The sequence below is a fragment of the Bacillus sp. FSL K6-1560 genome, from assembly GCF_038592935.1.
Taxonomy (GTDB): Bacteria; Bacillota; Bacilli; order Bacillales; family Bacillaceae; genus Bacillus; species Bacillus subtilis.
The window spans coordinates 47,167-70,029 of sequence record NZ_CP151946.1 but is presented as its reverse complement, the minus strand read 5'-3'; the positions used below and the strand labels follow the sequence as shown (position 1 = coordinate 70,029).

Genomic DNA, 22,863 nt, shown 5'->3' with positions numbered 1-22,863 from the left:
ATATTCGTTGCCTGTCATTATAGCGAAAGCACAGATAGGATTTTGTCAAAAGAAGGTAACAATACCAAAGAAATCTTCGACGGTTTCTGCCTTGATATTCGTTTATGAAAAGAATTTCCGGAATGTTGTCTAAAAATGAAAAAAATCGGCTTCTGCAAGAGAAACCGATTTTTTAGGATGACCCGTACGGGATTCGAACCCGTGTTACCGCCGTGAAAGGGCGGTGTCTTAACCGCTTGACCAACGGGCCAAACAAATATGGTAGCGGCGGAGGGGATCGAACCCCCGACCTCACGGGTATGAACCGTACGCTCTAGCCAGCTGAGCTACACCGCCATATTGTTTTGTGCTTCTAAGCACAAGTTATATAATACAAAGGTTTGTCTCTTTCGTCAACAGAAACTTTAATGTTTTAATTTTCTGACTCTTAAAGAGGATGAGGATAATAAAAAAGCATCCGTCGGGATGAACGGATGCTTCATTTATTTTATAGAAAGCAGCAAGTTATCCTCTTCTTGCTCCGCGCCCTCCACGTTTTGATTCCGTATTGCGTTTTAAAGATGACAAGCGATCTTCGCTGTCTTTTAAAAACTTATTCATTTTCTGTTCAAAAGATTCTTTCGGACGGAAATCATTTCTAGGTCTGGCTTGCGGACGGTCTTTAGCTTTTTTAATAGATAAACCAATTTTCCCGTCTTTTTCAACGTTGATGACTTTCACTTCAACTTGGTCGCCGACTTTTAAGTGGTCGTTAATGTCTTTGACATAATTATCAGCTACCTCACTAATGTGAACGAGACCGGTTGAGCCTCCAGGCAATTCAACAAATGCTCCAAAATTTGTAATACCTGTAATTTTCCCTTGCAACTTGCTGCCAACTTCAATCGACATAAAAAAAGTGCTCCTCCTTAGGCTTATAAAAAGATCGTTTGCTTAATTATACCTAAATAAAAATTTAAGTGTCAACAAGGCTACTTGCTCTTCTTCTCCACATTGAAGATAATTTCTCCGTCTCCAGACATGAATAAGTCCCTTCTGGCAAGCTCTGTGACGTAATCCTCATCTTTCAATTTGGATATTTCTTCTTTTAAATCCGTTTGTTTTGTCTTTAAACTTTTGAGTTCTTTTTCAAGCTGTTCTTTCTTTTCTTCTTTTGCACTAAGGGAAGATGTTTGAGACCAGACAGAGCTTGCCAGCACAATTGCCGTCAGGAATACTAGGGCGCCGAATACAGTTAACCGTCTGTACAGCCCTTTGCGTCTTCGTTTCTTCAGCTGATTTTGCCGTTCTACTTGTTCTTTATAGTCGTTTTGTATTTCAGTTATCGTTCGTTCCCTGGAAAAATTCAAACCAGACGGTCCTCCTTTCATTTCTTCAAAAACCGTGTAATGGTCGTTCTTATGGTTATCAATAGTTTCTTCTTCTTTTTGAGAAATCCTGCACCTTTTTCAAAATAACGTCTAAAAGTTAGACGCATTTTCACAGGAAGAAGTTTCAAACATTGTTTCGCGATAAAACGGATCGGAAAACACAGAACCATGACTATTTTATATAGACACAGCAGGAGAAAACCTATCAGGCTGTATGTTTTCTTGAATAAAAATGCCGCCAGCCAGATGATCGCTCCGCATGTCCATACAATAGGACGAAATAACACGTGCTGAACGAGTTTTTTGAAGAATTGATAAACAGAAACAACAAGGTAAATGAAGAATTTAAGTATTTTTATATAGATTCGTTTGCAAAGGCTCTGATACGTCGCAACGCCCAGCAGAACCGCTAAAAAGATGTAAATCCTGAATTCTCCCTCATTTACATGAAGCAAGACATAAAAGAAAAGCAGCCCTTGCACAATCCAGAAAAGAATATCATGAATAAATAATAGCCATCTGGCTGTTTTGGCACGAATGACAAAGAGCCGGTATGTATCAAGCGAAGCACCAAGCCAGAGACCCATACCGGACATCGCCAGCATTGTATAGAATTGTGTCGTCAGCGTCATTTAAACAACTTGCTAAAAAACCCTTTAGCTTTATCCCCTTGTTGTTCGTCTAAGTACACTAAATCAAATACCCTGCCTTTAATCGAAACAATCCCTTTTTCCACATCAAGATTTTTCATCTGCAGGTTTTGGCCTCTGACGGAGAGCATTCCCATCACCGTTTCCAGCAGGAATTCTTCGTTATCAAAACTCTCCACATGCTTAACCCCAGAAATATCTAAATGCTTCCGGCCTTTCATTGTCACATCATGTTGTTCCGGAACAGACGAAGAACCTTTTTGATCATAATATGAATTCATCTATTCAGCCCCCATATCCTCGATACTTTTAGCATTATTACTGCATTGTATGAGGTGGGGGATTTTTTTAGAACAAGCCTATTCGCCGAGTTTTTCTTCTTTTAGAATCGTGTACATGTTTGCAGCTTCTTCTTTTTTCGTCGTGTCTTTCAATTCATTAACTTGAACCGTTACAAGCTTTTGGCCGAAGCGGACCGTTAGTTCATCTCCCGGTTTTACGTCAGAGCTTGCTTTAGCTTGGTTTCCGTTAATAGAGATTCGTCCTTGGTCAGCTACTTCCTTCGCTAGTGTACGCCGTTTGATCAGCCGTGATACTTTCAAAAATTTATCTAGTCTCATATCTATGATCTCCTCTCAGTTTCTTTTGCTTCATTCCACAGTTTGTCCATGTCCTCAAGGGACATATTAGCCAACTCGACTCCCTTTTCCTTCGCTGTTTCCTCAATGTACGAGAAGCGTCTCCGGAATTTGTCATTAGTCATGGTCAGCGCTTCCTCTGGCTCTATTTTGTAGAAGCGGGCTACATTCACCAGCGCGAACAAAATGTCGCCAAACTCAGCTTTAAGATTGTGGTCGTGAGGAGCTTCAGAAACCTCAGAAGAAAATTCCTTCATTTCCTCACTTACCTTTTCCCAAATATCGCTGACGTCTTCCCAGTCAAAACCGACCTTCGCTGCTTTTTTCTGCAATTTAGCAGCTTTCGAAAGAGCTGGAAGGGTTTTCGGTACGCTGTCTAGTAACGATGATTCAGATGTATTTTTTTCGGCCTTTTTTATATCTTCCCAATTGGCCAAAACATCGTTTTCATCCTGAACCTTAACATCTTTAAACACATGGGGATGTCTTCGGACCATTTTTTCACTGATTCCTTTTATGACATCATCAATTGTGAAATAACCTTCATCTTCACCAATTTGCGCGTGAAGCAAGACCTGAAGCAAAACGTCGCCAAGCTCTTCGATCATATGGTCTGTGTCTTCTTCGTCAATAGCTTCGAGAAGCTCATAACATTCTTCAATCATGTACTGTTTTAATGACTGATGCGTCTGCTTTTTATCCCACGGACATCCATTAGGTCCGCGAAGCTCTCTGATGATGCTTCGGAACGTGGAGAATTCGTGATAAAGCAGCTTCTCTTCTTTAATCGGCGGAATATACACACTTGTTAAGTTGTTCAAGGCGACATTGCGGTCCAGCTCAAATAATGGCACTGTCTTGATCTCCTCGCCACGGCTGCCTGCTGCAGTCACAATGACGACCTCATAATCATCAGGCAGCTTCTCCATCAATGTCAGCTTGACTTCAGAAGCCGTCATTTGGTCGTAAACCTGACATATGATCAGATGATGTCTGAGCTCAAGCTCATCCGCAGACAATGTGCCGGCATCCACAAATTGAAAACCTTCAATCGGGTCAATTTGCAAGGCATTGAATGTGGCATCAAGGAAACTTTGTCCACCCGCGACTTTCACTTGAACGTTTTCCTTTTCCTGCCGCTCCGTCAGCAGCTGAACTGTTTTTTCTGCGACAAAAGGGTGTCCCGGCACAGCATAAACCACGTCCTCACGCCGCGCCGCTTCAAAGAGGATATCAGCAATTTCTTCATATACCGCCTCGAACTGATCATGTTTCTCATATATATCATCAAAGAAACGGATGTTCTTCGTTTCTTTTTCAAGCTCCTCAATTAAAGGATGATCCTTGGTTCTGACATACAGCGTATCTGCCTTCGTCAGCAGCTTGTGTATACCAATTGTCAACTGGTCCATGTCTCCGGCACCAAGTCCCACGACTGTAATTTTACCCGCCATTTTGTTCTCTCCTTCTCATGAATTTGCTTAACTTGCTGCCGAATGGCACACTGTTCAGCTCTTCATCTGTAAATATTCCCAATCTCATCATACAATAAATAAACACCGCGCCACCAATTGCAACAGCAGAAAGACTCTCAATCACAGCAACTCCTCTTCCTGTTGCAGGAAACAAGAAAGTCCATAGACGCGTATACGCAAGCAAAACAGCTGACATCAAAAGAGCAGATCCAATAATCGGAATCAAAACGCCTCTAAGCTTATCGAGCCATTCCTTTTGCCGAAGCTGATACAAGTTAAGGCCGGCGACAGCCGCAAAGGAAGCCGCTGTCGCAAGCGATGCGCCTTCAATCCCATAGCGCGGAACCAAAAGTGTGTTTAACACCCATTTCACTGCAACACCCGCGCCCACCGCTATCGCCGGAAAAACTGTGTATCCCGCTCCCTGTAAGACTGCCGCTGCCGTTACCGCCAAGGATGCAAATAAAATGGAGCAGCTAAATACTTGTAACGCACCTGTCCCTTCTCCATTTTGAAACAGCATGATATTTACCGGCTTTAGAATGCAAATCAACCCAGCCGATGCGCCTGTACCGAGCACAAGGCATAGTTTCAAAGATGACGTGATTTTTTCTTTCATGATCTTCAGCTCTTTGTTTTTTACAGCCATAGAAATATAGGGAACGAGTGACGTCGCAATGCTTACGGCAAAAACTGAGCCGAGCTGCAACAAGGGTTGTCCCCGATCATAGATCCCCTTTAGGCGTTTTGCTTCTTCGCTTGCCTCACCACCCGAAAGCAATGCATATAAATTCAAAGCATCAACAAGCTGGATAAACAAAAGCAGCAAACTGCTTACACAAATTGTAACCGAATATAAAAGCAGTTTTTTCGTCAATTCTTTTGTTGTGATGACATTCTCATTTCGCCTATCCGTTTGGTTGTCTCTTTTCGTTTTGAACCAAAAAAACCCCAGTATTATCAATGCAACCAAACTTCCGGCAAGAGAGCCTGAAGCGGCTGCCGCTCCCGCAGTATAAAGCGAGGCTCCCTTTTTCACGAGCCAAAATGATAAACCCAAGAGCACCGCAACACGCAGAAACTGCTCTGTCATCTGTGATAAGGCTGAAGGGAGCATTTCGTGCCGCCCCTGAAAACCGCCTCTAAGCAACGCGACAAATGGGAAAAGCAGAAACGCGCATGAGGCCACTTGAATTAACATGGCTAGATGCGAATCCCCCATAAAGAGTGCAATAGGAACAGCACCCAGATATAAACAAAGAAATAATAAAATACCGATTAAAGACAAAAATAACGCTGATATTTTTAATATGGTGTGATGATTTTTTTCACTATAATCATTCATCAGCTTTGAAATAATGACTGGAAATCCTGATGTGGACAGCATGACCGCAATACCAAGAAAGGGATATACCTGCTGATATATATAAAATCCAACATCGCCGACAATGTTTTGAAACGGAACTCTGTAAACAGCGCTTAAAATTTTTGTGATGACGCCTGCCAGAATTAAAACAAAAGCCCCCTGCCAAATCCAATGCCGTTTAACGCCTATTGAATCGTCCATCCAAAAGCTCCTTCCCAACGTCAGGGGCAATACGGTTCACGTATTACCGCGGCACAAATAAAAACGAGGTTATTATACCACATCCCAACCCTTGGATTCCTTTTTCCGCACGCATGAAAAAGAACAGCGTCCCAAGGAGAGCTGTTCTTTACATACCTATTTTCGAAGAAAGGAATAAGACCTACTGTTCCATTTGACGAGCCAAAAATCCAGCTGCTGTTTCAACGGCTTTATGCTCTACTTCGCCCATTGTCTGATCTTTTGAAAAGATTACCACAGCACCTATCGGATCACCGTTCGCCACAATTGGGCCGACAGTATAAGAATTCATGTCCTCATCAATTCCATTCACAAGCTGTACTGATTTCGCATCACTCTCAAGCACGGAGCTGCGCTGATCCATTGTTCTTTCCAGCATTTCGCTGATTGACTTGTTTAAGTAATCTTTTTTGGAGCTGCCGGACACGGCAATATATACATCACGATCACAAATCAGCACTGAATGGCCGAGGCTGTCGTAAAGCGCGTCTGCATACTCCTTTGCAAAGTCTCCAAGCTCACTGATCGGAGAATACTTTTTCAAAATCACTTCTCCGTCACGATCTACAAAAATCTCAAGCGGATCGCCTTCCCTGATTCTCAGAGTTCTTCGAATTTCTTTAGGAATCACGACCCGACCTAAGTCATCAATACGACGTACGATACCGGTTGCTTTCATCTCTGGTGCCTCTCTTTCATTTGATGGTATATACATGTGGGAAAGACCTAAAGCAGTTACTTTATGTACCTTCCGCCTCGCTTGAAATTAGTATCCGTCACATCAAATGTAATATACACCAGAGAGTAACAAAATTTACGTTGATGAAATGGTTTGCTTTTTCACATCTTTTAAGCCCTTCAGCATGCCCAGCACGGTGTCGAGCCATTCATCAGCACTACGGCCTTTCGTCTGTATGGAGATTTTGAGTTTTTTCCCTTCCATTCCCAGTCCGATTTGTCTGCCATATTGATTGCCAAGCTCAAACAGCTTCTGCCCGTCAATTTCAGCACTTGCTTCTTCAGAAATCGTCAATCTGACAGCATCTTTATCCTGCTTAATCAGCTCGACACGTTCCTGTCTCGCATAGACTTTCATTTCTGCAACAGTAAACAAGTATTCGACTTCTTTTGGATAGTTTCCAAAGCGGTCGATCATTTCATCTTGAAGCTCATTCTTCTCTTCGATTGTCGCCACAGACCTGAAGCGTTTATACATATCAATTTTCTGTTTGCCGTCTTGAATATAAGTTTCCGGAATATACGCATCAAGCTCGACATCAATTTCTGTTTCAAACTGCTCTGTCTTCGCTGTGTCTCCTTTACGCTCCTCAATGGCCTCCTTCAGCATTTGTGAATAGAGGTCAAATCCGACCGAATCGATGAAGCCATGCTGCTGGGCACCAAGAAGATTCCCGGCTCCGCGAATCGTTAAGTCACGCATTGCGATTTTAAAACCGGAACCTAGCTCTGTGAATTCTTTAATAGCCTGCAGCCTTTTTTCAGCCACTTCTGTCAGCACTTTATCCCGGCGATACGTGAAGTACGCATACGCCACACGGTTAGAACGGCCGACACGCCCCCGCAACTGGTAAAGCTGAGAAAGTCCCATCTTGTCGGCGTCAAATACGATCAGCGTATTGACGTTCGGGATGTCCACGCCAGTTTCGATAATGGTTGTGCTGACGAGAACGTCTGATTCTCCTTCAAGGAAACTTAGCATAACGGTTTCTAATTCATTTTCTGTCATTTTCCCATGCGCATATGCTACCTTCGCGTCAGGGACTAGCATTGAAATTTCATCCGCTTTCCGCTCAATGTCCTCTACCCGGTTGTACAAGAAATAGACCTGGCCTCCGCGTGCAAGCTCACGTTCAATCGCCTCTCTGACAAGAGCGCCGTTATATTCCACAACATACGTCTGTACAGGGAAGCGATTTTCCGGCGGAGTCTCGATGACTGAAAGGTCCCTTACGCCAAGCATAGACATATGCAGCGTACGCGGAATCGGCGTTGCTGTTAACGTTAATACATCAACATTGGCTTTTATTTGCTTGATCTTTTCTTTATGGGTTACACCGAAACGCTGCTCTTCATCAATGATGAGGAGCCCTAAATCTTTATACACGACATCCTTTGATAGCAGCCGATGCGTCCCGATGACGATATCAACTGTTCCGTTTTTCAGCCCTTTGATTGTTTCGTTTGCTTCTTTTCGCGTTCTGAACCTGCTGAGAAGGCCGATATTAATCGGATAGTCCTGGAAGCGCTCTTTTATGGTTTCATAGTGCTGCTGTGCCAAAATTGTTGTCGGAACGAGCAGAGCTACCTGCTTTCCGTCACCGATCGCCTTAAACGCGGCACGTATGGCAACCTCTGTTTTACCGTAGCCCACATCTCCGCACAGCAAGCGGTCCATCGGACGTTCTCTTTCCATGTCTTTTTTGATTTCGTGAATCGAACGGAGCTGATCATCAGTCTCTTGATAAGGGAAAGCCGATTCGAATTCACGCTGCATCTCATGGTCAGGAGAAAACGCATAGCCCTTGCTCGCTTCTCTTTCGGCATACAGCTTAATTAAGTCGTCAGCAATATCCTGAACGGATGTCTCTACTTTTTTCTTGACCCGCTTCCATTCACTTCCGCCTAATTTATACAGCTTTGGCTCTTTTCCTTCGGAGCCGACATATTTTTGGACCTGATCAATTTGTTCTACAGGAACGTAAAGCTTGTCACTGCCCTGATAATGTATATTTAAATAGTCTTTATGAATGCCGTTGATTTCAAGAGTTTCAATCCCCAGGTATTTTCCGATCCCGTGATTAATATGAACGACATAATCTCCAATTTGAAGCTCAGAATAGCTTTTGATGCGCTCTGCATTGGTAAGCTTCTGTTTTCGCGGCTTCTTCTTTACACGGTTTTTGAACAGTTCTTCTTCCGTGATAACTGCAAGCTTCATTAACGGCAGCTCAAATCCCGATTGGAGCTCGCCTTCCATGATATAGACCTGTCCCTGAACAAGCGCTTTTTTGCTGTCTGTCATGGCGGCCTCGATATCATAATCAGCCAAAACAGATGACAATTTCTGTGTACGTTCCTTGTTTGCTCCTAAGAACACAACAGTGAAACTTGATTTTTTAAAACGCTCCATTTCGCCCGCAAGCACGTTCATTTGGCCATGGAAACTCTGCATTTGCCGGCCTGACACATTGACAATATTTTGCGGGCTCGTATGGTGTACATGCCGCAAAAATAAAGAGTAGTACAGCAGAGGCCGTTTTTGCTCAGCCACTATTTTCTGGAAGCTGAATGACAAACGAATGTCATGCAAAATCTTCCCTTCCTCAAGAAGATTTGTGATAAACTCCGCTTCTTCTTTTTGAAGCTGTTCTTCCATCTCATGAATCCGACTGACTTCATCCAAAATCAGAAGTGTATTATCAGGTGTATAATCTAGTAAACTAGCAGGCTTTTCATAGAAATATGAGAGATACTTCACGAGCTCCTGATCTGTCTGGCCTTCAGACAAGCGTTCTTTATCGTAAGAAATATTCGCATGAAGTATTTCTTTTTGTTTGTCAGCCTTTAATTTTTTCAAGCTCGCGGCAAGACCACTATCGATTTTCTCCATCGCCCGCGCTTTTTCTTCCGGTCTGATAATTAATTCCTTCGCGGGACCGATATTGATCGAGGTAAGGGTCTCAATTGACCGCTGATCATCTGAATTAAAGCTGCGGATTGAATCCACCTCGGTGTCAAAAAGTTCAATTCTCACCGGATTCTCTGAAGTCAACGGATAAATGTCAATGATTCCCCCGCGAATACTGAATTCCCCGGGCGCAGAAACCATATCAGACCGCTCATACCCTACCTCTATCAGCCGTGAGGCAAGCTGGTCAGGTTCGATATCACGGCCTACTTGAATGAGCATCTGGCTGCTTTTCCACACCTCAACAGGCGGCAGCATTCTTCTGATTGCCGCTACCGGAGCAACGACAATTGGCGCTTCTCCATTCGTTAGTCTATTAATGACATCTAATCGCTGCGCCCGCAATTCAGGGCTTGCAACTGCGATTTCTGATGAAATGAGTTCATTGACGGGGTACAAAAGGACAGACCGATCCTCTAGAAGTGAAGTCAGATCATCTGTTACTTTCTGGGCTTGATATAAGTTATGGGTGATGAGAAAGATAGGCTTATTCGTTTCATTAGCCAGAGCAGAAGTAAAAACAGAACGCGCGGAACCCGACAGACCCGCGAGCAGCTGTTCCTTCAGGCCCTCGTGTAAACCGTTGATGATGGATTTAAAGTCATCGCTTTCTTTTATAAAGGTTTGAATGTTGTCCATATGGCCCCTCCTCTCTGTTTCCTGCGAGAACAGAAAAACGCTTTGGTCTAGTGTCTACACCAAAGCTTTTTATTGAATAAATGTGTGATATTCGTGGTAATGCGGATTTCGGTCAAGCGCCTCTTGGCAATCTTCACATATCGTCAAAACATGGACATCTCCATTTTCTTTATAAGAAATCATATCGTTTCTTTCCTCATTTGTTAAGTGCTGAAATCCAAGTGAGTCTGTCGATACCATTGAAGATTCGAGACTGCCTACTTTCACTCCGCAATGACGACAATAATAATGCAAAGCCATACAAGGGACCTCCTGATGAAAAAGTCATTTTGGTGTAGTATGGACTTTGTTGTTACATTTTATACCTTTGCGTTAAATTCGTTCATGACTTCTAAAAACGGTTTACTCAAAGAAGCCTCACAAGCCTTCACAGATTTATCAACCGCTTCTTCGATCTCAGGTGCCTCCTCCTTGGTAAAGGAGCCTAACACATAATCAACGACCTTCATGCCGTTTACAGGCCGGCCGATTCCGATGCGGATACGGTCAAACTCGGATGTTCCAAGATGCTGGATCAGTGATTTGATGCCATTGTGCCCTCCGGCGCTTCCTTTCGTTCTTAAACGGATCTTGCCAGTCGGAAGGTCAAGGTCGTCGTAAATGACTGTCAAATCTTCGTTATCGACATCATAGTAGTCCATTAAAGGCCGCAAACATTCTCCTGATAAATTCATATATGTAAGCGGTTTAACAAGTAGAACCTTTTTGCCGGAAACAAATCCGGTTCCGTATAATCCGTTAAATTTATTTTGATTCAGCTCTATATTCCATTCCTTTGCAAGCTGATCTATCACCATAAATCCGACATTATGCCGTGTATTTTCATAGTTCTTCCCCGGGTTTCCGAGACCGGCAATCACAAGCATGGCGAATCCTCCCTTAGTCACATAACTCCCGTCTTCATAAACGGGCTATAATTCTTCTCATTCTAGCACAAAAGACGTAACCGCGGGAGGGTTACGCCTTAAGCTATTATTGTTCGTTTTCACCTTCAGGCTGAGCATCGGCAGATTCCTCTTCATCGACCTCAGCTGCTTCCTGCTGCTGCGGAGGAAGGATTGAAGCCACAACCTCATCTGATTCATGATTAAAGGAGTAGTCACCGCCAGCAGGCAAATCCGCAATCGTCAGTACTTCATTTACATCGAGGCTTGAAATATCAGCCTCAATCGTTTGTGGAATGGCTTTTGGCTTGGCCTTTACAGTAAGTGCATATAACGGCTGCTGCAGTACGCCTCCGTTTTTCACTCCAATGGCTTCTCCGGTCAGATGAATCGGAACTTCCACTTCAATGTCCTCACTCATATTAACTACTTGAAAATCAGCATGAGTGATTTCATTTTTCAGCGGGTCCGTCTGCAGGTCTGTTACCATGACTGAGTGTTTTTCTCCGCTGACCTCAAGCGTAATGACTGCATTTTTGCCTTCGTCCCTCAGCGTTTTGATGAGCTCCACACTGTCTAATGACACAGGTTTGTTACCCGTATCCTTCCCATATATGATACCTGGAACATGTCCTGAAGTACGGATATTCCGAAGAGACGAACGAGTAAAGTCCGTTCTTTCTTTTGCCGTTAAAGTTGCCATATTCAGCACCATCCTATTGTCGTTTTAGTTGTCCTATTACAAACAATACCCATAACGATAAGGATTTAAACCTCGAAAAATGGTTTAGCTGAACAGATAGCTGACTGATTGCTGCTCATGAACGCGAATAATTGCTTCTGCCAGAAGCGGTCCGACTGAAAGCTGCTTAAAGCGTTCAATTTTCTTTTCTTCAGGAAGCTTGATGCTGTTTGTCACAACAAGCTCTTTAATTGTTGAATTATTAATCCGTTCTACCGCAGGGCCTGATAGTACAGGGTGTGTACAGCATGCATATACTTCTTTCGCTCCGTTTTCAACGAGCGCATTAGCAGCAAGTGTAATCGTACCTGCAGTATCAATAATGTCATCGATGAGGATAGCAGTCTTCCCTTCGATGTTACCTACAATATTCATGACTTCCGCCACGTTTGGACGCGGACGGCGTTTATCGATAATCGCAATTGGCGCTTTTAGTCGGTCAGCCAGTTTGCGGGCACGTGTCACACCGCCATGGTCTGGTGAAACAATGACGATATCTTCAAGATTTTTGCCTTCAAAATATTCTCCTAAAATCGGAACACCCATTAAGTGGTCAATCGGTATATCAAAGAATCCTTGAATTTGCGGCGCATGCAGGTCAAGTGCAATCACACGAGTCGCACCGGCTGTTTCAAGCAGGTTAGCGAAAAGTTTAGCTGTGATTGGCTCACGGGATCTTGCTTTTCTGTCTTGACGCGCATAACCGTAATAAGGAATAACAATGTTAATCGTTTTTGCAGAAGCGCGTTTTAACGCATCTACCATAATCAGCAGTTCCATAATATGCTCGTTAACGGGGTCACTTGTAGACTGGATGATGTAACAATCACATCCGCGAATACTTTCTTCGATATTAATTTGGACTTCCCCGTCACTAAATCTTGTGACAGAACATTTCCCTAATTGAACTCCAACTATATCTGCGATTTCTTTTGCAAGCTCTGGATTCGAATTCAAAGAAAAAATCTTTAAATTCTTATCTCCGTATTGATTAGACATGGATAAACCTCCGAATTTAGGATTATTTTTTATGAATATTTTTCACATAATCGTCTTTATTTACTTGTCTCGCTCTGGCAATAGCAAGTGCTTTTCCAGGTACATCTTCCGTAACAGTTGAACCTGCCGCCACATAAGCGCCTTCTCCGACTGTGACAGGGGCAACCAAGTTGGAATTGCAGCCGATAAACGCGCCATCTTCAATTTTTGTCAAATACTTATTCTTTCCATCATAATTGACAGTAATTGAACCGCAGCCCAGGTTTACATCAGTGCCTACCTCAGCATCGCCGACATAGCTTAGATGAGATGCCTTGCTTCGGTCTCCGAATTGAGCCTTTTTAATTTCTACAAAATTCCCGATCTTCACTTCATTCCCGATGACAGAATCAGGTCTGATGTGAGCAAAAGGTCCTATGTTTACATCATTCCCCACTTTACTGTGATTGACTACCGATTGTTTAATAACCGTACGGCTGCCAATGGCACTATTCATAATCTCCGTATGAGGGCCAATAATCGTATCTTCTCCGATTTGCACCTCACCTTTAATCACAGTTCCAGGGTAAATCACAGTATCGCTTCCGATAACAGCGTCAGGAGAAATATACGTATTCATCGGGTCGATCAACGTCACGCCATTTTGCATATGCCGTTTATTAATGCGCTCTTTCATAAATTGTTCTGCCTGAGAAAGAGCAACTCTATCATTAACTCCGAGCGTTTCTTGGAAATTACCAGTCTGGTAAGCGGCAACAGTTTCGCCTTCATTTTTAAGAATCTCTATGACATCCGGCAAATAATACTCGCCTTGGGCATTATCATTAGACACCTGATCAATAGCCCGAAATAGCGCTTCATTGTCAAAACAATACGTACCGGTGTTGATCTCAGTTACAAGACGTTCTTCTTCAGAGGCGTCCTTATGCTCAACGATTTTTTGAACCGCTCCGTTTTCGCTGCGAATAATACGGCCGTATCCAGTTGGATCTTCTGCAACCGCAGTTAAAATCGTAGCTTTCGCTTCTCTTTGTGTATGTTCTTTCAGCATCTGTTCCATCGTCTCTGCTGTCAAAAGCGGCGTATCTCCGCAAATGACAATCGTGACGCCTTTTTCGTCAGCAAGAAATGGCTGTGCCTGTTTTACAGCATGAGCAGTGCCAAGCTGTTCTGCTTGAAGCGCGTACTCGCTTTTATCACCAAGCTGCTTTTTCACTTCTTCCGCACCATGTCCGACAATCGTGACAAGCTTCGATAAAGATAATTTTAAGGCTTCGTCCACGACGTGCTCTACCATAGGCTTACCGCAAACTGGATGAAGGACTTTATAAAGCTTCGATTTCATTCTCGTTCCTTGTCCAGCCGCTAAAACAACTGCAAACCGCTTATCCATTTATTGGCCTCCAATATCCCTTTTATCCATAGAAAAATATATCCTAAATATCTTCTGATTTCAAGGAGACTTCATGAAGTGCAAGAATTTTCTATTGAGTGCAACTAAGTTTGAAAAATCAGAATTAAAAAAGGACCGCCGGCAAAAGGCTTATGTCAGCCCTTTCAGCAGTCCTTGCTTTTTGGTTATTTTTTAAGAAGCTCCAGCTTCTTCGAATTCTAATGCTTCAGTGTCACCCAGACGATGATACTCATTTAACACGGCATCTTGAATCTTTCCTCGCGTGCTTGAATTAATAGGATGAGCAATATCGCGGAACTCTCCATCAGGGGTGCGTTTACTCGGCATCGCAACGAAAAGACCATTGTTTCCATCAATCACACGAATATCATGTACAACAAATTCGTGATCCAGCGTGATGGATGCAATCGCTCTCATGCGACCATCGGTATTCACGCGGCGTAATCTTACGTCAGTAACTTCCACAGTAGTTCACCACCTTTTCCCTATATAAAAGCATTAGTGTATCAATTCCACGATTTTTTCTGAAATCCTGCTCGTTTTTAAAATATTTTTTGAAAAAATAGGATATAGTTACACAATTAGGTCATAAAGCTTTCATTTCGGGCATAAGGTAAATAAAAAAGTGATCCCGGGCTCTCCCAGAATCACTTTTCTTATTATTTCACCAGTGCAATAACTTCAATCTCGACTAACGCATCCTTCGGGAGTCTCGCGACTTCAACACAAGATCTCGCCGGTTTGTGAGTGTCAAAGTATTGTCCGTACACTTCGTTTACTTCCGCAAACTGTTCCATATCCGCGATAAATACAGTTGCTTTTACAACTGTTTCAAAAGAAGCACCCGCTTCTTCCAGAACCGCCTTTAAATTGCTGAATACTTGATGAGTCTGCTCCTTAATATCGCCGTTCACCATTTCGCCTGAAGGAGTCAAAGGGATTTGACCTGAGCTGTAAAACATATTGTTGACGATAATCCCTTGTGAATAAGGCCCAATTGCCGCTGGGGCATGTTTTGTGTGGACTGCTTTTGTCATGATTCTGTCTCTCCATTCTTTAAAAGATTGTCTTTAAAAAAACGCAGAAAATTGCCATTCTGAATTTCAATGGACTTCTCTTTCATGTTGATGGTTGAAAGAGTAAGAAGTGACATATATTCGTCAACAAGACGTTCATCTACTCCTTCGGCTTCAACTAAGACGCCGATTCCCGCCACATTTGCGTTAAACTCATCCAACAGGTTAATCATACCATTAATGGTGCCGCCTGCTTTCATAAAGTCATCAATAATGAGTACGTTTGAACCCGTTTTCATGCTTCTTTTCGCAAGTGACATTGTTTGAATGCGGTTTGAGGAGCCTGAAACGTAATTAATGCTGACTGTGGAGCCCTCTGTTACCTTATTGTCTTTACGAACGATCACAACAGGCACATTCAAATAGCTTGCAGCTGCATACGCAAGAGGGATGCCTTTCGTGGCAACGGTCATGACAACATCAATTTCGCGTTCTGCAAACACGGAAGCAAACAGCTTCCCTACCTTGGAGAGTACAGATGGCTTTCCTAAGATATCCGTTAAATATACATAACCGCCCGGAAGGATACGCTCAGGATTTGCCAGCGACTGTCCAAGTGTCTGCACAAACTCTTCAGCTTCAGCCTGCTTCATTTTCGGAATATATTTAACGCCTCCGGCAGCTCCGGGAACAGTAAGCAAAGTACCAATCCCCTGCTGTTCAAAGGTTTGTTTAATAATTGTTAAATCTTCACTGATCGATGATTTTGCAGATTCATACCGCTCAGAGAAAAAGGTTAGCGGTATTAACTCGTGCGGATGGGTTAACAAATAATTTGTTAAGTCCACCAATCTGCCGCTGCGACGAAACTTCATGAACTTACCCCCAAAATCCGAATATTTTAAGATCAATATAACTTAACATACGGATTTAATCAAGAGCGTTCTGTTCGCCGATCATTCTCACCGCATAAACTTGATCGCAGAAGCCTCTTAACCCGTTATAAATTCTCTGCACCTTCGACTCATACTGAACCAGTCCAAATACTGTCGGGCCGCTCCCGCTCATTAACACGGCATCTGCACCAAAGCGTTTCATCTGGTTTTTAATCATCGCAACTTCAGGATGCATGTCGAGTGTAACAGATTCAAGCACATTGCCTAAACGGCTGCACATCTTCTGAAAACTCTTCTCTTCTATCGCCTCGATCATGCCTTGTACATCGGGATGCTCTATACCATCCAGTTTCAGCGCTCTGTACACTTCAGCAGTTGAAACACCGATTGTCGGCTTCGCTAAAATGACCCAGCAGTGCGGAGGCGTGCTTATATGTTTAATTTTCTCGCCGCGCCCTGTTGCTAATGCAGTTCCGCCATAGACACAAAATGAAACGTCAGAGCCAATTTCCGCTCCAAGCTCAGCAAGCGTTTCCGCGGACAGATTTAAATTCCACAGTCTGTTCAGCCCTCTGAGTGTCGCCGCCGCATCACTGCTTCCGCCGGCAAGACCGGCAGCCACCGGAATTACCTTCGTAATCATGATGGAAACTCCCTTTTTCACGTTGTATCTGTCCTTGATCAGCTTGGCAGCCTGATAAGCTAAGTTTCTTTGGTCATCAGGCACAAATCGGTTGTGGGAGGAAACCCTCACTTCATCCTCTGCAAGCTCCGTCAATTCAATTCGATCAGCTAAATCAATTGTCGTCATGATCATTTCGACTTCATGATAGCCATCCGGGCGTTTTCGGGTGACGTCAAGTGACAGATTGATCTTAGCTGGCGCTTTTTCTAAAATACGCATAGCTTTCACCTACTTCTCCATCTAAACATAAGTATGAACATTGTATCACATTTGAAGTACAGGATGAACATATCCATATTCAGCCCATTATGTATTTATATCCAAAATAAAAAAACCAGGGAACAGCACGTCCCCCGGGTCACATCCTTATCGGTTATTCTGATTCTGAGCCATTTGCTGTTCGGCGATTTCTATAGCGCGCTTTACCATGTTACCGGCATCGCGAGCCCGAATTTCGCCCCAGCCGCCATTTTTTACTGTGTCATAAAAACCAAGGTCTTTAGCAAGCTCATATTTAAACTCATCTGACATAACTCCACGACGTCTGCCCAAACGAAACAACCCCTTTTTTAGAAGTGATAGCCATTCGTGCACGTCACGATAATATGTGACTGTTTTATCTTTTGTTAAATCAGATGGAACTTTCGTTAAAATTACTGGAAACCAAAAAAGGGCAAAACAAAAAGCAGTAAACAAAAGGTTCACTGCCCGTTAAAATGCCACTGAGCTTGCGGCGTCATCATTAAATGTCAGCTCAACAGTCTCAGTCAAAATATCAGCATAACTGTATGAAACTCTTTCAAACGAGTTCTCGTCTTGATCTAGTTGTATCACAAAAACAGAAGGGTACGTCTCAGCTAAAATGCCCGAACGCTCAATCGTTTTTCGGCGGCCACCGTTTGCTTTTAACGTCAGCCTTTTACCTAAATTCCCATCAAGCGATCTTTTAATATCGGACAACGTCTTCGCCATTGCATCCACCTCACTACATTTATTGTACAACACGAGCCCATTTTTGTCAAATAAAATTTAAATTATATCAACGTTAATAAGACGTTGTCAATAAAATTATTTTGACAAAATTCTATGATTCCTCAATTATGTTCCGCAAGTTTCGGTAAATTATGTATCATTATGTAAAATAAAAAACCCGCATAGCTCTCCTATGCAGGTTTTCAACTGTTAATTGGACTTATAAGGCATACCAATTCTCAGAACTCCTCTTGTTTCAATACCTCCAAGCCCTTTCTCTCTTGTCAGCGTATTACGGAGCACTTCCCATACATTAATCCGTTCCATAAACGGCGTAAAGCTGATCTTCGCGACGATATATACCGGATCAAGCGCATGAATATTGACTCTTGACGGTGAACTTGCAAAATTCGCACCCGCTCTGATGAGTGATTCAAAATGGGATTGGCAGGCCCCCGCAAAAATAACAAGCTGATCTAAGTGAGGGATCTTTTTTCGGGCTGTTTGAACAGTTTCAACAAAGTGCTTAGAATGTCTGTACGCATTCAAATCATCAATGCCGCCCTTTTGCTTCGAATACGCATCATGCCCTGTGATCACCAGGATATCAGGTCGATATTTGTCGAGCAATTCTTCAATAGAAGCAGACATTTTCTTTTCATGGCAATGGATCCCATAGACCGGCACTCCAATTTTTTTATAGACATTCAGGCATTTTTTCAGATATGCTTCGTCACCATCCAGATGAAGCACTTTGCCCGGCATATGGAAATAATGCTCCTGATGCTGATATTGGCTTGTCGCATAGTACTCCTGCTTTTCTCTGAGCAGCTTATAATCTTGGCGGAGTAATTCGAGCGACTCATTCATTCTGCTCTCATCTTTCTTTTTCCGCATCATCTGCTCATCCTTTTTCACTGCCACCAGATCAGAAAAATCCGAATCAGCAATCAGCCTGACTTCATCTCCATGCAAAATGGCAATTGAATTTCCTTTGCTTGTTTGCTCTATTCCTATAATTCGAAACAAAACATCCATCTGATAGGATTTTCTGGCTACCATATCCCCTATTTGAAATTGCACGTTCCTCACTCCACACATAGACTAAGCCTCATCATGAAAGAAAGAGCCTTGAGAAAGCGCCTTTTTTCGCTGAGTCCAAGTTTTTCTTATCATTGAATGAAAGGTCCTTCTCTAGCCTATGTAGCGGCAGTCCATGTGGTGCGCAAAACAAAAAGCCCTTTTAGAAAAGGGCTTTATACAATCCGTTAGACAGCGCTGCGAACTCCTCAATAGACAGGGATTCACCTCGGCGCTTACCGTCAATATTTGTTTCTTCGAGCACTTGTTCAATCGTTGATTTTTGCGCCTTTCCTTCAGGCAGATTGTTAACTAAGTTATTGAGCAGCGTTTTACGGCGCTGTGCAAAGCTTGCCTTGATTAGCTGAAAGAAAAAGGATTCGTTTTCCACGTCCACTGCCGGGCCGTCTCGGAGAATCAGACGGATGACTGCGGAATCGACATTAGGCTGAGGAACAAATACGGTTTTCGGGACGATCATCACCGTTTTGGCTTCTGTATAAAACTGCACCGCGATTGAGAGCGAGCCGTATTCCTTAGATGAAGGATCAGCCGCCATGCGCTCAGCCACTTCTTTTTGCAGCATAACCACAATCCCTTTCAGCGGAAGATGTTCTTCAAGCAGTTTCATGATAATCGGTGTTGTTACGTAATAAGGAAGGTTGGCAACTACCATGATCTCATCGCAATCTTGAAATTGTTCTTCAATGACCGATTTGACATCAGCCTTTAACACATCATGATGAATAACAGTGACATTGTCGTAAGGTGACAGTGTATCCTTCAGAATCGGCAATAATCGCTGATCAATCTCAAATGCCACGACCTTTTTCGCCCGCTTGGCAAGCTGTTCGGTTAAAGCCCCGATTCCCGGGCCGATTTCAATGACACCTGTTTTCTCAGTCACTTCCGCGTGATCAACAATTCTGTTTAAAATGTTCGTATCAATTAAGAAATTCTGTCCTAAGCTCTTTTTAAAAGAAAAACCGTATTTCTTCAGTATCTCTTTCGTTCTAATCGGTGTCGCAATATCTTTATTCATTCTGTTCCTCCCGCATAACGGTATCGAGCGCACTCATAAAATCACTTTTTTTAATTTGAAACATTTGCAGCCGTTTTTGAAGCTGTTTGCCATTTGTATAGCCGATTTTCAACAGATCACCCAGTCGTTCCCGGCGGCGTTTGGCCGCAGGTCCGCCTATTAGTCCGGCATGAATCAAATCCTCAGCTGAAATGTCACTCGGCTGCGCTTCCATCTCCTCATGCACATTTTCTAAACATGCCCTAATGCTTTCAACCGATGCATGCTCCACACCAATTCCCCGCTTGTTTTTAGGTTTGGCAAGATGTTTTGGCAAAAATGCATGCTTACAGCCGGGTACAGCCTCTGAGATGGTTTTGCGAATCTTCTCTCCCGGAAAGTCCGGATCCGTTAAAATAATGACGCCTCTGGTCTTCTGGGCCAAACGGATTTGGTCAATCACATGATCATCGATGGCTGAACCATTTGTTTCAATTGTGTCTGCATCAACAGCCAATTTGATGCGGGCCGTATCGTCACGCCCCTCGACCACAATGATCTCTTTAATTTTCATTATTTCCTCCAAGACAAAATAAAAATTTTTGTATATTCATGAAACTTTTTCTTATATCGAGCGTCTAATAAGCAGAAAATGCACTTTGTCTATTATAACGAAAAAAACAGAGGGCGCAAAACCCTCTGAATACATAAGTATATACTAATTTAAGATTTTAATTTTGACTGTTTTATTTCCCCATCGGTACGCCGATGATTTCTCTGGAAAAAAGACGTCTATCTTGTTCCCTTTAATCGCTGAACCGGTATCTGCAGCAATGGCATATCCATAGCCTTCCACGTGGACTTTGGAGCCTAGCGGAATGACATTTGGATCCACAGCGATGACTTTGGCATTCGGATTATTTTTTAAATTGACGCCTGTCGCTGTATGTCCTGAACAACCGCTGCAGCTTGCCGTATAAGCCGTAGATGATACAGTCATGACTTTGCCTGTTGATTCATTGCTGCGGGACACAACTGTTTTTGAATCACCTGAAGCACTGACCGTTTCAACTTTTGGACTGCTTTGCTTTGTGCCGACAGCAATCACTTTATCTTTGCTTTGTTCAGCTTTTTCTTCTTTTACAAGCTCTCTGGACACTTCTTTACCGTTTTCTTTAACGACTTCGAAATGTTTTTTTAGCTTGCCTTCTTTTCCTTTTTGGACGACCTTTTCTTTCCCTTTTTCAAGAGAAGCGTCTTCTTGCTTTTTCACATCGAACGCAATCTTCTCTTCAACTACATCGGTGACCTTTTCGATACGAGTAATTGTAATATCAGCCTTTCCTTTCGTCAGCTTTGCATCTAACGCAGGCTTGATTTTATCTTCGTCTTTTATGTTCATCTTTTGCTGTTTTAAAAAGTCAGCGACCGTAGTCGAAGTCGTCCAGATCTTCTTTTGTTTCCCTGCATCATTCACAGTAACCTGAAATGCGGGCTCTATGTTAATCTTCATGTCTTTCGAAATATCTGTATCTATTGCGGGATCAATTTGATCTTGTTCTTTAACATCAACATCTTGTTCGTCCAGTAATGCACCGACCGTTTTTGCTGTTGACCATAATGTCTTTTCTTCCCCGTTTATTGTAAGCTTCACAGGTTTTGCAGCCTCATACACAACGTCCATGTCTGCTGTTATCTTTGTCTGTTTAGCAGGTGTGATCTTGTCTTCGTCTCTTGTCTTTATATCAAGCGTCTCCAAAAGATCACCGACTGTATTTGCATGTGTGCGTATATGTTTCTTTTTGCCATTGATAGAAACTGAGACTGATTGTTTCGTCAGCTCATGAGCCGCGTACGCAGTCCCGCTTCCTGCCAAAAGCAAACAAGCAGCAACCAGAATGACTTTGCTTTTGCTAAGCTTTACGGAAAACAGCTTTTTCATTTTTTGTGTGATGAAAAACGCCTCCTTCTCCTCGGAGAGATTATATAGAGTATCTAAAAGGCTGTCAACCCTCCCTTCTCTTTCTCCCAAAAGCTCAGTGTCTTCTTCATTATCCTGAAATACACTGAGAAACGGAAGAAAGACTTGTCGACAAACCTATCCTATGAGGAGAAGAAAGCATGTAGAACTTTTATAGAAAAACGCTGTAAGGGACAAGCTCTTACAAAACCCGCTAGCGTTTTTTGTCAGTTTATACGGAAAAGTCTTTTCGCATTTTCAGTCGTGATTGACGCAATCTCTTCAAAGGTCATTTCTTTTAATTCGGCGATTTGTTCTGCCACATATTTCACATAGCTTGGCTCATTTCTTTTCCCGCGGAAAGGGTGCGGTGTGAGAAACGGGCAGTCCGTTTCAATCAGCAGCCGGTCATTGGGAATTTCCTTCACTACTTCCTTCGGTTTCTTCGCATTTTTAAATGTCACCGGTCCCCCAAATGATAAATAAAAATTCATTTTCATGCATTCTCTTGCCACTTCCGCACTTCCTGTAAAGCAGTGCATGATTCCGCCCACAGCTTCTGCGCCTTCCTCTTTCAAAATGGTCACGACATCCTCCGTTGCATCACGGTTATGAATGATAATAGGCAAATTGACCTCTTTCGCTAAGGCGATTTGTTTTCTAAACACCTCTTTTTGAATATCTTTAGGTGATTTATCCCAATGATAATCCAGTCCCATTTCCCCTATTGCTACCACTTTCTCATGAGCAGAAAGCTCTTTAATCCACGCTAAGTCTTCCTCTGTCATGTCAATAGCGTCAACAGGGTGCCAGCCAATGGCTGCATAAATAAAATCATATTCCTCAATCATTTCCATCGCACGGGTAATCGTCGGACGGTCAAAACCAACTACGACAATTCGTTCAACTTTTTCAGCTTTTGCCCGTTCAATAACCTCATCCAGATCAGTATCATATTGTTCTGCATTTAAATGCGCGTGTGTGTCAAACAACATAAGTGAAAAACTCCTTTCTTGTCGAAACACAAAAGGTGTTCGACGAATTGTT

Annotated in this window: 25 protein-coding genes and 2 tRNA genes; all 27 read right to left on the bottom strand. The window is 42.9% G+C overall.

The features are described 5' to 3' along the window. Positions 1-178: 178 nt before the first annotated feature. A tRNA-Glu gene (locus NYE22_RS00385) sits at positions 179-250 on the bottom strand. Positions 251-259: 9 nt separating this feature from the next. Beyond that, positions 260-336, bottom strand: a tRNA-Met gene (locus NYE22_RS00380). A 168-nt stretch (positions 337-504) separates the two neighbouring features. Continuing rightward, positions 505-891 carry a S1 domain-containing RNA-binding protein gene (locus NYE22_RS00375; protein WP_003218379.1) on the bottom strand — a complete coding sequence of 129 codons (387 nt, stop codon included), beginning with the start codon at positions 889-891 and terminating at the stop codon, positions 505-507. Positions 892-971: 80 nt separating this feature from the next. Further along, positions 972-1,349 (bottom strand): cell division protein DivIC, encoded by a 378-nt coding sequence (gene divIC, locus NYE22_RS00370; protein ID WP_003243211.1) that lies wholly within the window; start codon positions 1,347-1,349, stop codon positions 972-974. Between the two features lie 17 nt (positions 1,350-1,366). Then, the gene (yabQ, locus tag NYE22_RS00365) at positions 1,367-2,002 is read right to left on the bottom strand and encodes a spore cortex biosynthesis protein YabQ (RefSeq protein ID WP_285300234.1); all 636 of its coding nucleotides are present in this window, start codon (positions 2,000-2,002) and stop codon (positions 1,367-1,369) included. Beyond that, complete coding sequence (gene yabP, locus NYE22_RS00360; protein WP_003226714.1) at positions 1,999-2,301, bottom strand: sporulation protein YabP; 303 nt, start codon at positions 2,299-2,301, stop codon at positions 1,999-2,001. The genes yabQ and yabP overlap by 4 nt, the downstream gene beginning before the upstream one ends. Before the next feature lie 78 nt (positions 2,302-2,379). Beyond that, a complete protein-coding gene (locus tag NYE22_RS00355) occupies positions 2,380-2,640 on the bottom strand; it encodes a S4 domain-containing protein (RefSeq protein ID WP_003226716.1) in 261 nt (86 codons plus the stop codon). 2 nt (positions 2,641-2,642) lie between these two features. Further along, the gene (gene mazG, locus NYE22_RS00350) at positions 2,643-4,112 is read right to left on the bottom strand and encodes a nucleoside triphosphate pyrophosphohydrolase (protein WP_141950079.1); all 1,470 of its coding nucleotides are present in this window, start codon (positions 4,110-4,112) and stop codon (positions 2,643-2,645) included. After that, positions 4,102-5,700, bottom strand: coding sequence for a polysaccharide biosynthesis protein (locus NYE22_RS00345; RefSeq protein ID WP_172861400.1), 1,599 nt, complete (start codon positions 5,698-5,700; stop codon positions 4,102-4,104). Before NYE22_RS00345 ends, mazG begins: the two co-directional genes overlap by 11 nt. Before the next feature lie 181 nt (positions 5,701-5,881). Continuing rightward, complete coding sequence (gene spoVT / locus NYE22_RS00340) at positions 5,882-6,418, bottom strand: stage V sporulation protein T (protein WP_003218365.1); 537 nt, start codon at positions 6,416-6,418, stop codon at positions 5,882-5,884. Positions 6,419-6,553: 135 nt separating this feature from the next. Continuing rightward, positions 6,554-10,087, bottom strand: coding sequence for a transcription-repair coupling factor (gene mfd, locus NYE22_RS00335; RefSeq protein ID WP_342412226.1), 3,534 nt, complete (start codon positions 10,085-10,087; stop codon positions 6,554-6,556). 69 nt (positions 10,088-10,156) lie between these two features. Next, positions 10,157-10,387 carry an anti-sigma-F factor Fin gene (gene fin, locus NYE22_RS00330; RefSeq protein WP_003243417.1) on the bottom strand — a complete coding sequence of 77 codons (231 nt, stop codon included), beginning with the start codon at positions 10,385-10,387 and terminating at the stop codon, positions 10,157-10,159. 59 nt (positions 10,388-10,446) lie between these two features. Then, on the bottom strand, positions 10,447-11,013 hold the full coding sequence (gene pth, locus NYE22_RS00325; protein WP_003226727.1) for an aminoacyl-tRNA hydrolase: 567 nt from the start codon (positions 11,011-11,013) through the stop codon (positions 10,447-10,449). 106 nt (positions 11,014-11,119) lie between these two features. Further along, complete coding sequence (locus tag NYE22_RS00320; protein ID WP_003243443.1) at positions 11,120-11,734, bottom strand: 50S ribosomal protein L25/general stress protein Ctc; 615 nt, start codon at positions 11,732-11,734, stop codon at positions 11,120-11,122. An 84-nt stretch (positions 11,735-11,818) separates the two neighbouring features. Continuing rightward, complete coding sequence (locus NYE22_RS00315; protein WP_003218353.1) at positions 11,819-12,772, bottom strand: ribose-phosphate diphosphokinase; 954 nt, start codon at positions 12,770-12,772, stop codon at positions 11,819-11,821. Between the two features lie 22 nt (positions 12,773-12,794). Beyond that, the gene (glmU, locus tag NYE22_RS00310) at positions 12,795-14,165 is read right to left on the bottom strand and encodes a bifunctional UDP-N-acetylglucosamine diphosphorylase/glucosamine-1-phosphate N-acetyltransferase GlmU (protein WP_032725231.1); all 1,371 of its coding nucleotides are present in this window, start codon (positions 14,163-14,165) and stop codon (positions 12,795-12,797) included. A 192-nt stretch (positions 14,166-14,357) separates the two neighbouring features. Beyond that, positions 14,358-14,651 carry a septation regulator SpoVG gene (gene spoVG / locus NYE22_RS00305; RefSeq protein WP_003218346.1) on the bottom strand — a complete coding sequence of 98 codons (294 nt, stop codon included), beginning with the start codon at positions 14,649-14,651 and terminating at the stop codon, positions 14,358-14,360. A gap of 194 nt (positions 14,652-14,845) precedes the next feature. Further along, on the bottom strand, positions 14,846-15,223 hold the full coding sequence (gene ridA, locus NYE22_RS00300; RefSeq protein ID WP_003226738.1) for a 2-iminobutanoate/2-iminopropanoate deaminase: 378 nt from the start codon (positions 15,221-15,223) through the stop codon (positions 14,846-14,848). Beyond that, complete coding sequence (purR, locus tag NYE22_RS00295) at positions 15,220-16,077, bottom strand: pur operon repressor (protein WP_003218342.1); 858 nt, start codon at positions 16,075-16,077, stop codon at positions 15,220-15,222. Before purR ends, ridA begins: the two co-directional genes overlap by 4 nt. 55 nt (positions 16,078-16,132) lie before the next feature. Next, entirely contained in the window at positions 16,133-17,002 is an 870-nt protein-coding gene (ispE, locus tag NYE22_RS00290) for a 4-(cytidine 5'-diphospho)-2-C-methyl-D-erythritol kinase (RefSeq protein ID WP_003226742.1), read from the bottom strand. 147 nt (positions 17,003-17,149) lie between these two features. Next, positions 17,150-17,335 (bottom strand): small, acid-soluble spore protein, alpha/beta type, encoded by a 186-nt coding sequence (locus NYE22_RS00285; protein WP_003218333.1) that lies wholly within the window; start codon positions 17,333-17,335, stop codon positions 17,150-17,152. A gap of 159 nt (positions 17,336-17,494) precedes the next feature. Next, the gene (locus NYE22_RS00280) at positions 17,495-17,755 is read right to left on the bottom strand and encodes a Veg family protein (protein ID WP_003218330.1); all 261 of its coding nucleotides are present in this window, start codon (positions 17,753-17,755) and stop codon (positions 17,495-17,497) included. A gap of 210 nt (positions 17,756-17,965) precedes the next feature. Continuing rightward, positions 17,966-18,838, bottom strand: a complete 873-nt coding sequence (gene prtG, locus NYE22_RS00275) for a sporulation-specific protease PrtG (RefSeq protein ID WP_014475574.1) — start codon at positions 18,836-18,838, stop codon at positions 17,966-17,968. Positions 18,839-18,998: 160 nt separating this feature from the next. After that, positions 18,999-19,877: a 16S rRNA (adenine(1518)-N(6)/adenine(1519)-N(6))-dimethyltransferase RsmA gene (gene rsmA / locus NYE22_RS00270; protein ID WP_015253009.1), complete on the bottom strand. Its 879-nt coding sequence runs from the start codon at positions 19,875-19,877 to the stop codon at positions 18,999-19,001. Then, positions 19,870-20,430 carry a ribonuclease M5 gene (gene rnmV, locus NYE22_RS00265; protein ID WP_015253010.1) on the bottom strand — a complete coding sequence of 187 codons (561 nt, stop codon included), beginning with the start codon at positions 20,428-20,430 and terminating at the stop codon, positions 19,870-19,872. Before rnmV ends, rsmA begins: the two co-directional genes overlap by 8 nt. A 144-nt stretch (positions 20,431-20,574) precedes the next feature. After that, positions 20,575-21,888 (bottom strand): ubiquitin-like domain-containing protein, encoded by a 1,314-nt coding sequence (locus NYE22_RS00260; RefSeq protein ID WP_021479729.1) that lies wholly within the window; start codon positions 21,886-21,888, stop codon positions 20,575-20,577. A 155-nt stretch (positions 21,889-22,043) separates the two neighbouring features. Continuing rightward, on the bottom strand, positions 22,044-22,811 hold the full coding sequence (locus tag NYE22_RS00255) for a TatD family hydrolase (protein ID WP_014478595.1): 768 nt from the start codon (positions 22,809-22,811) through the stop codon (positions 22,044-22,046). Positions 22,812-22,863 lie beyond the last annotated feature (52 nt).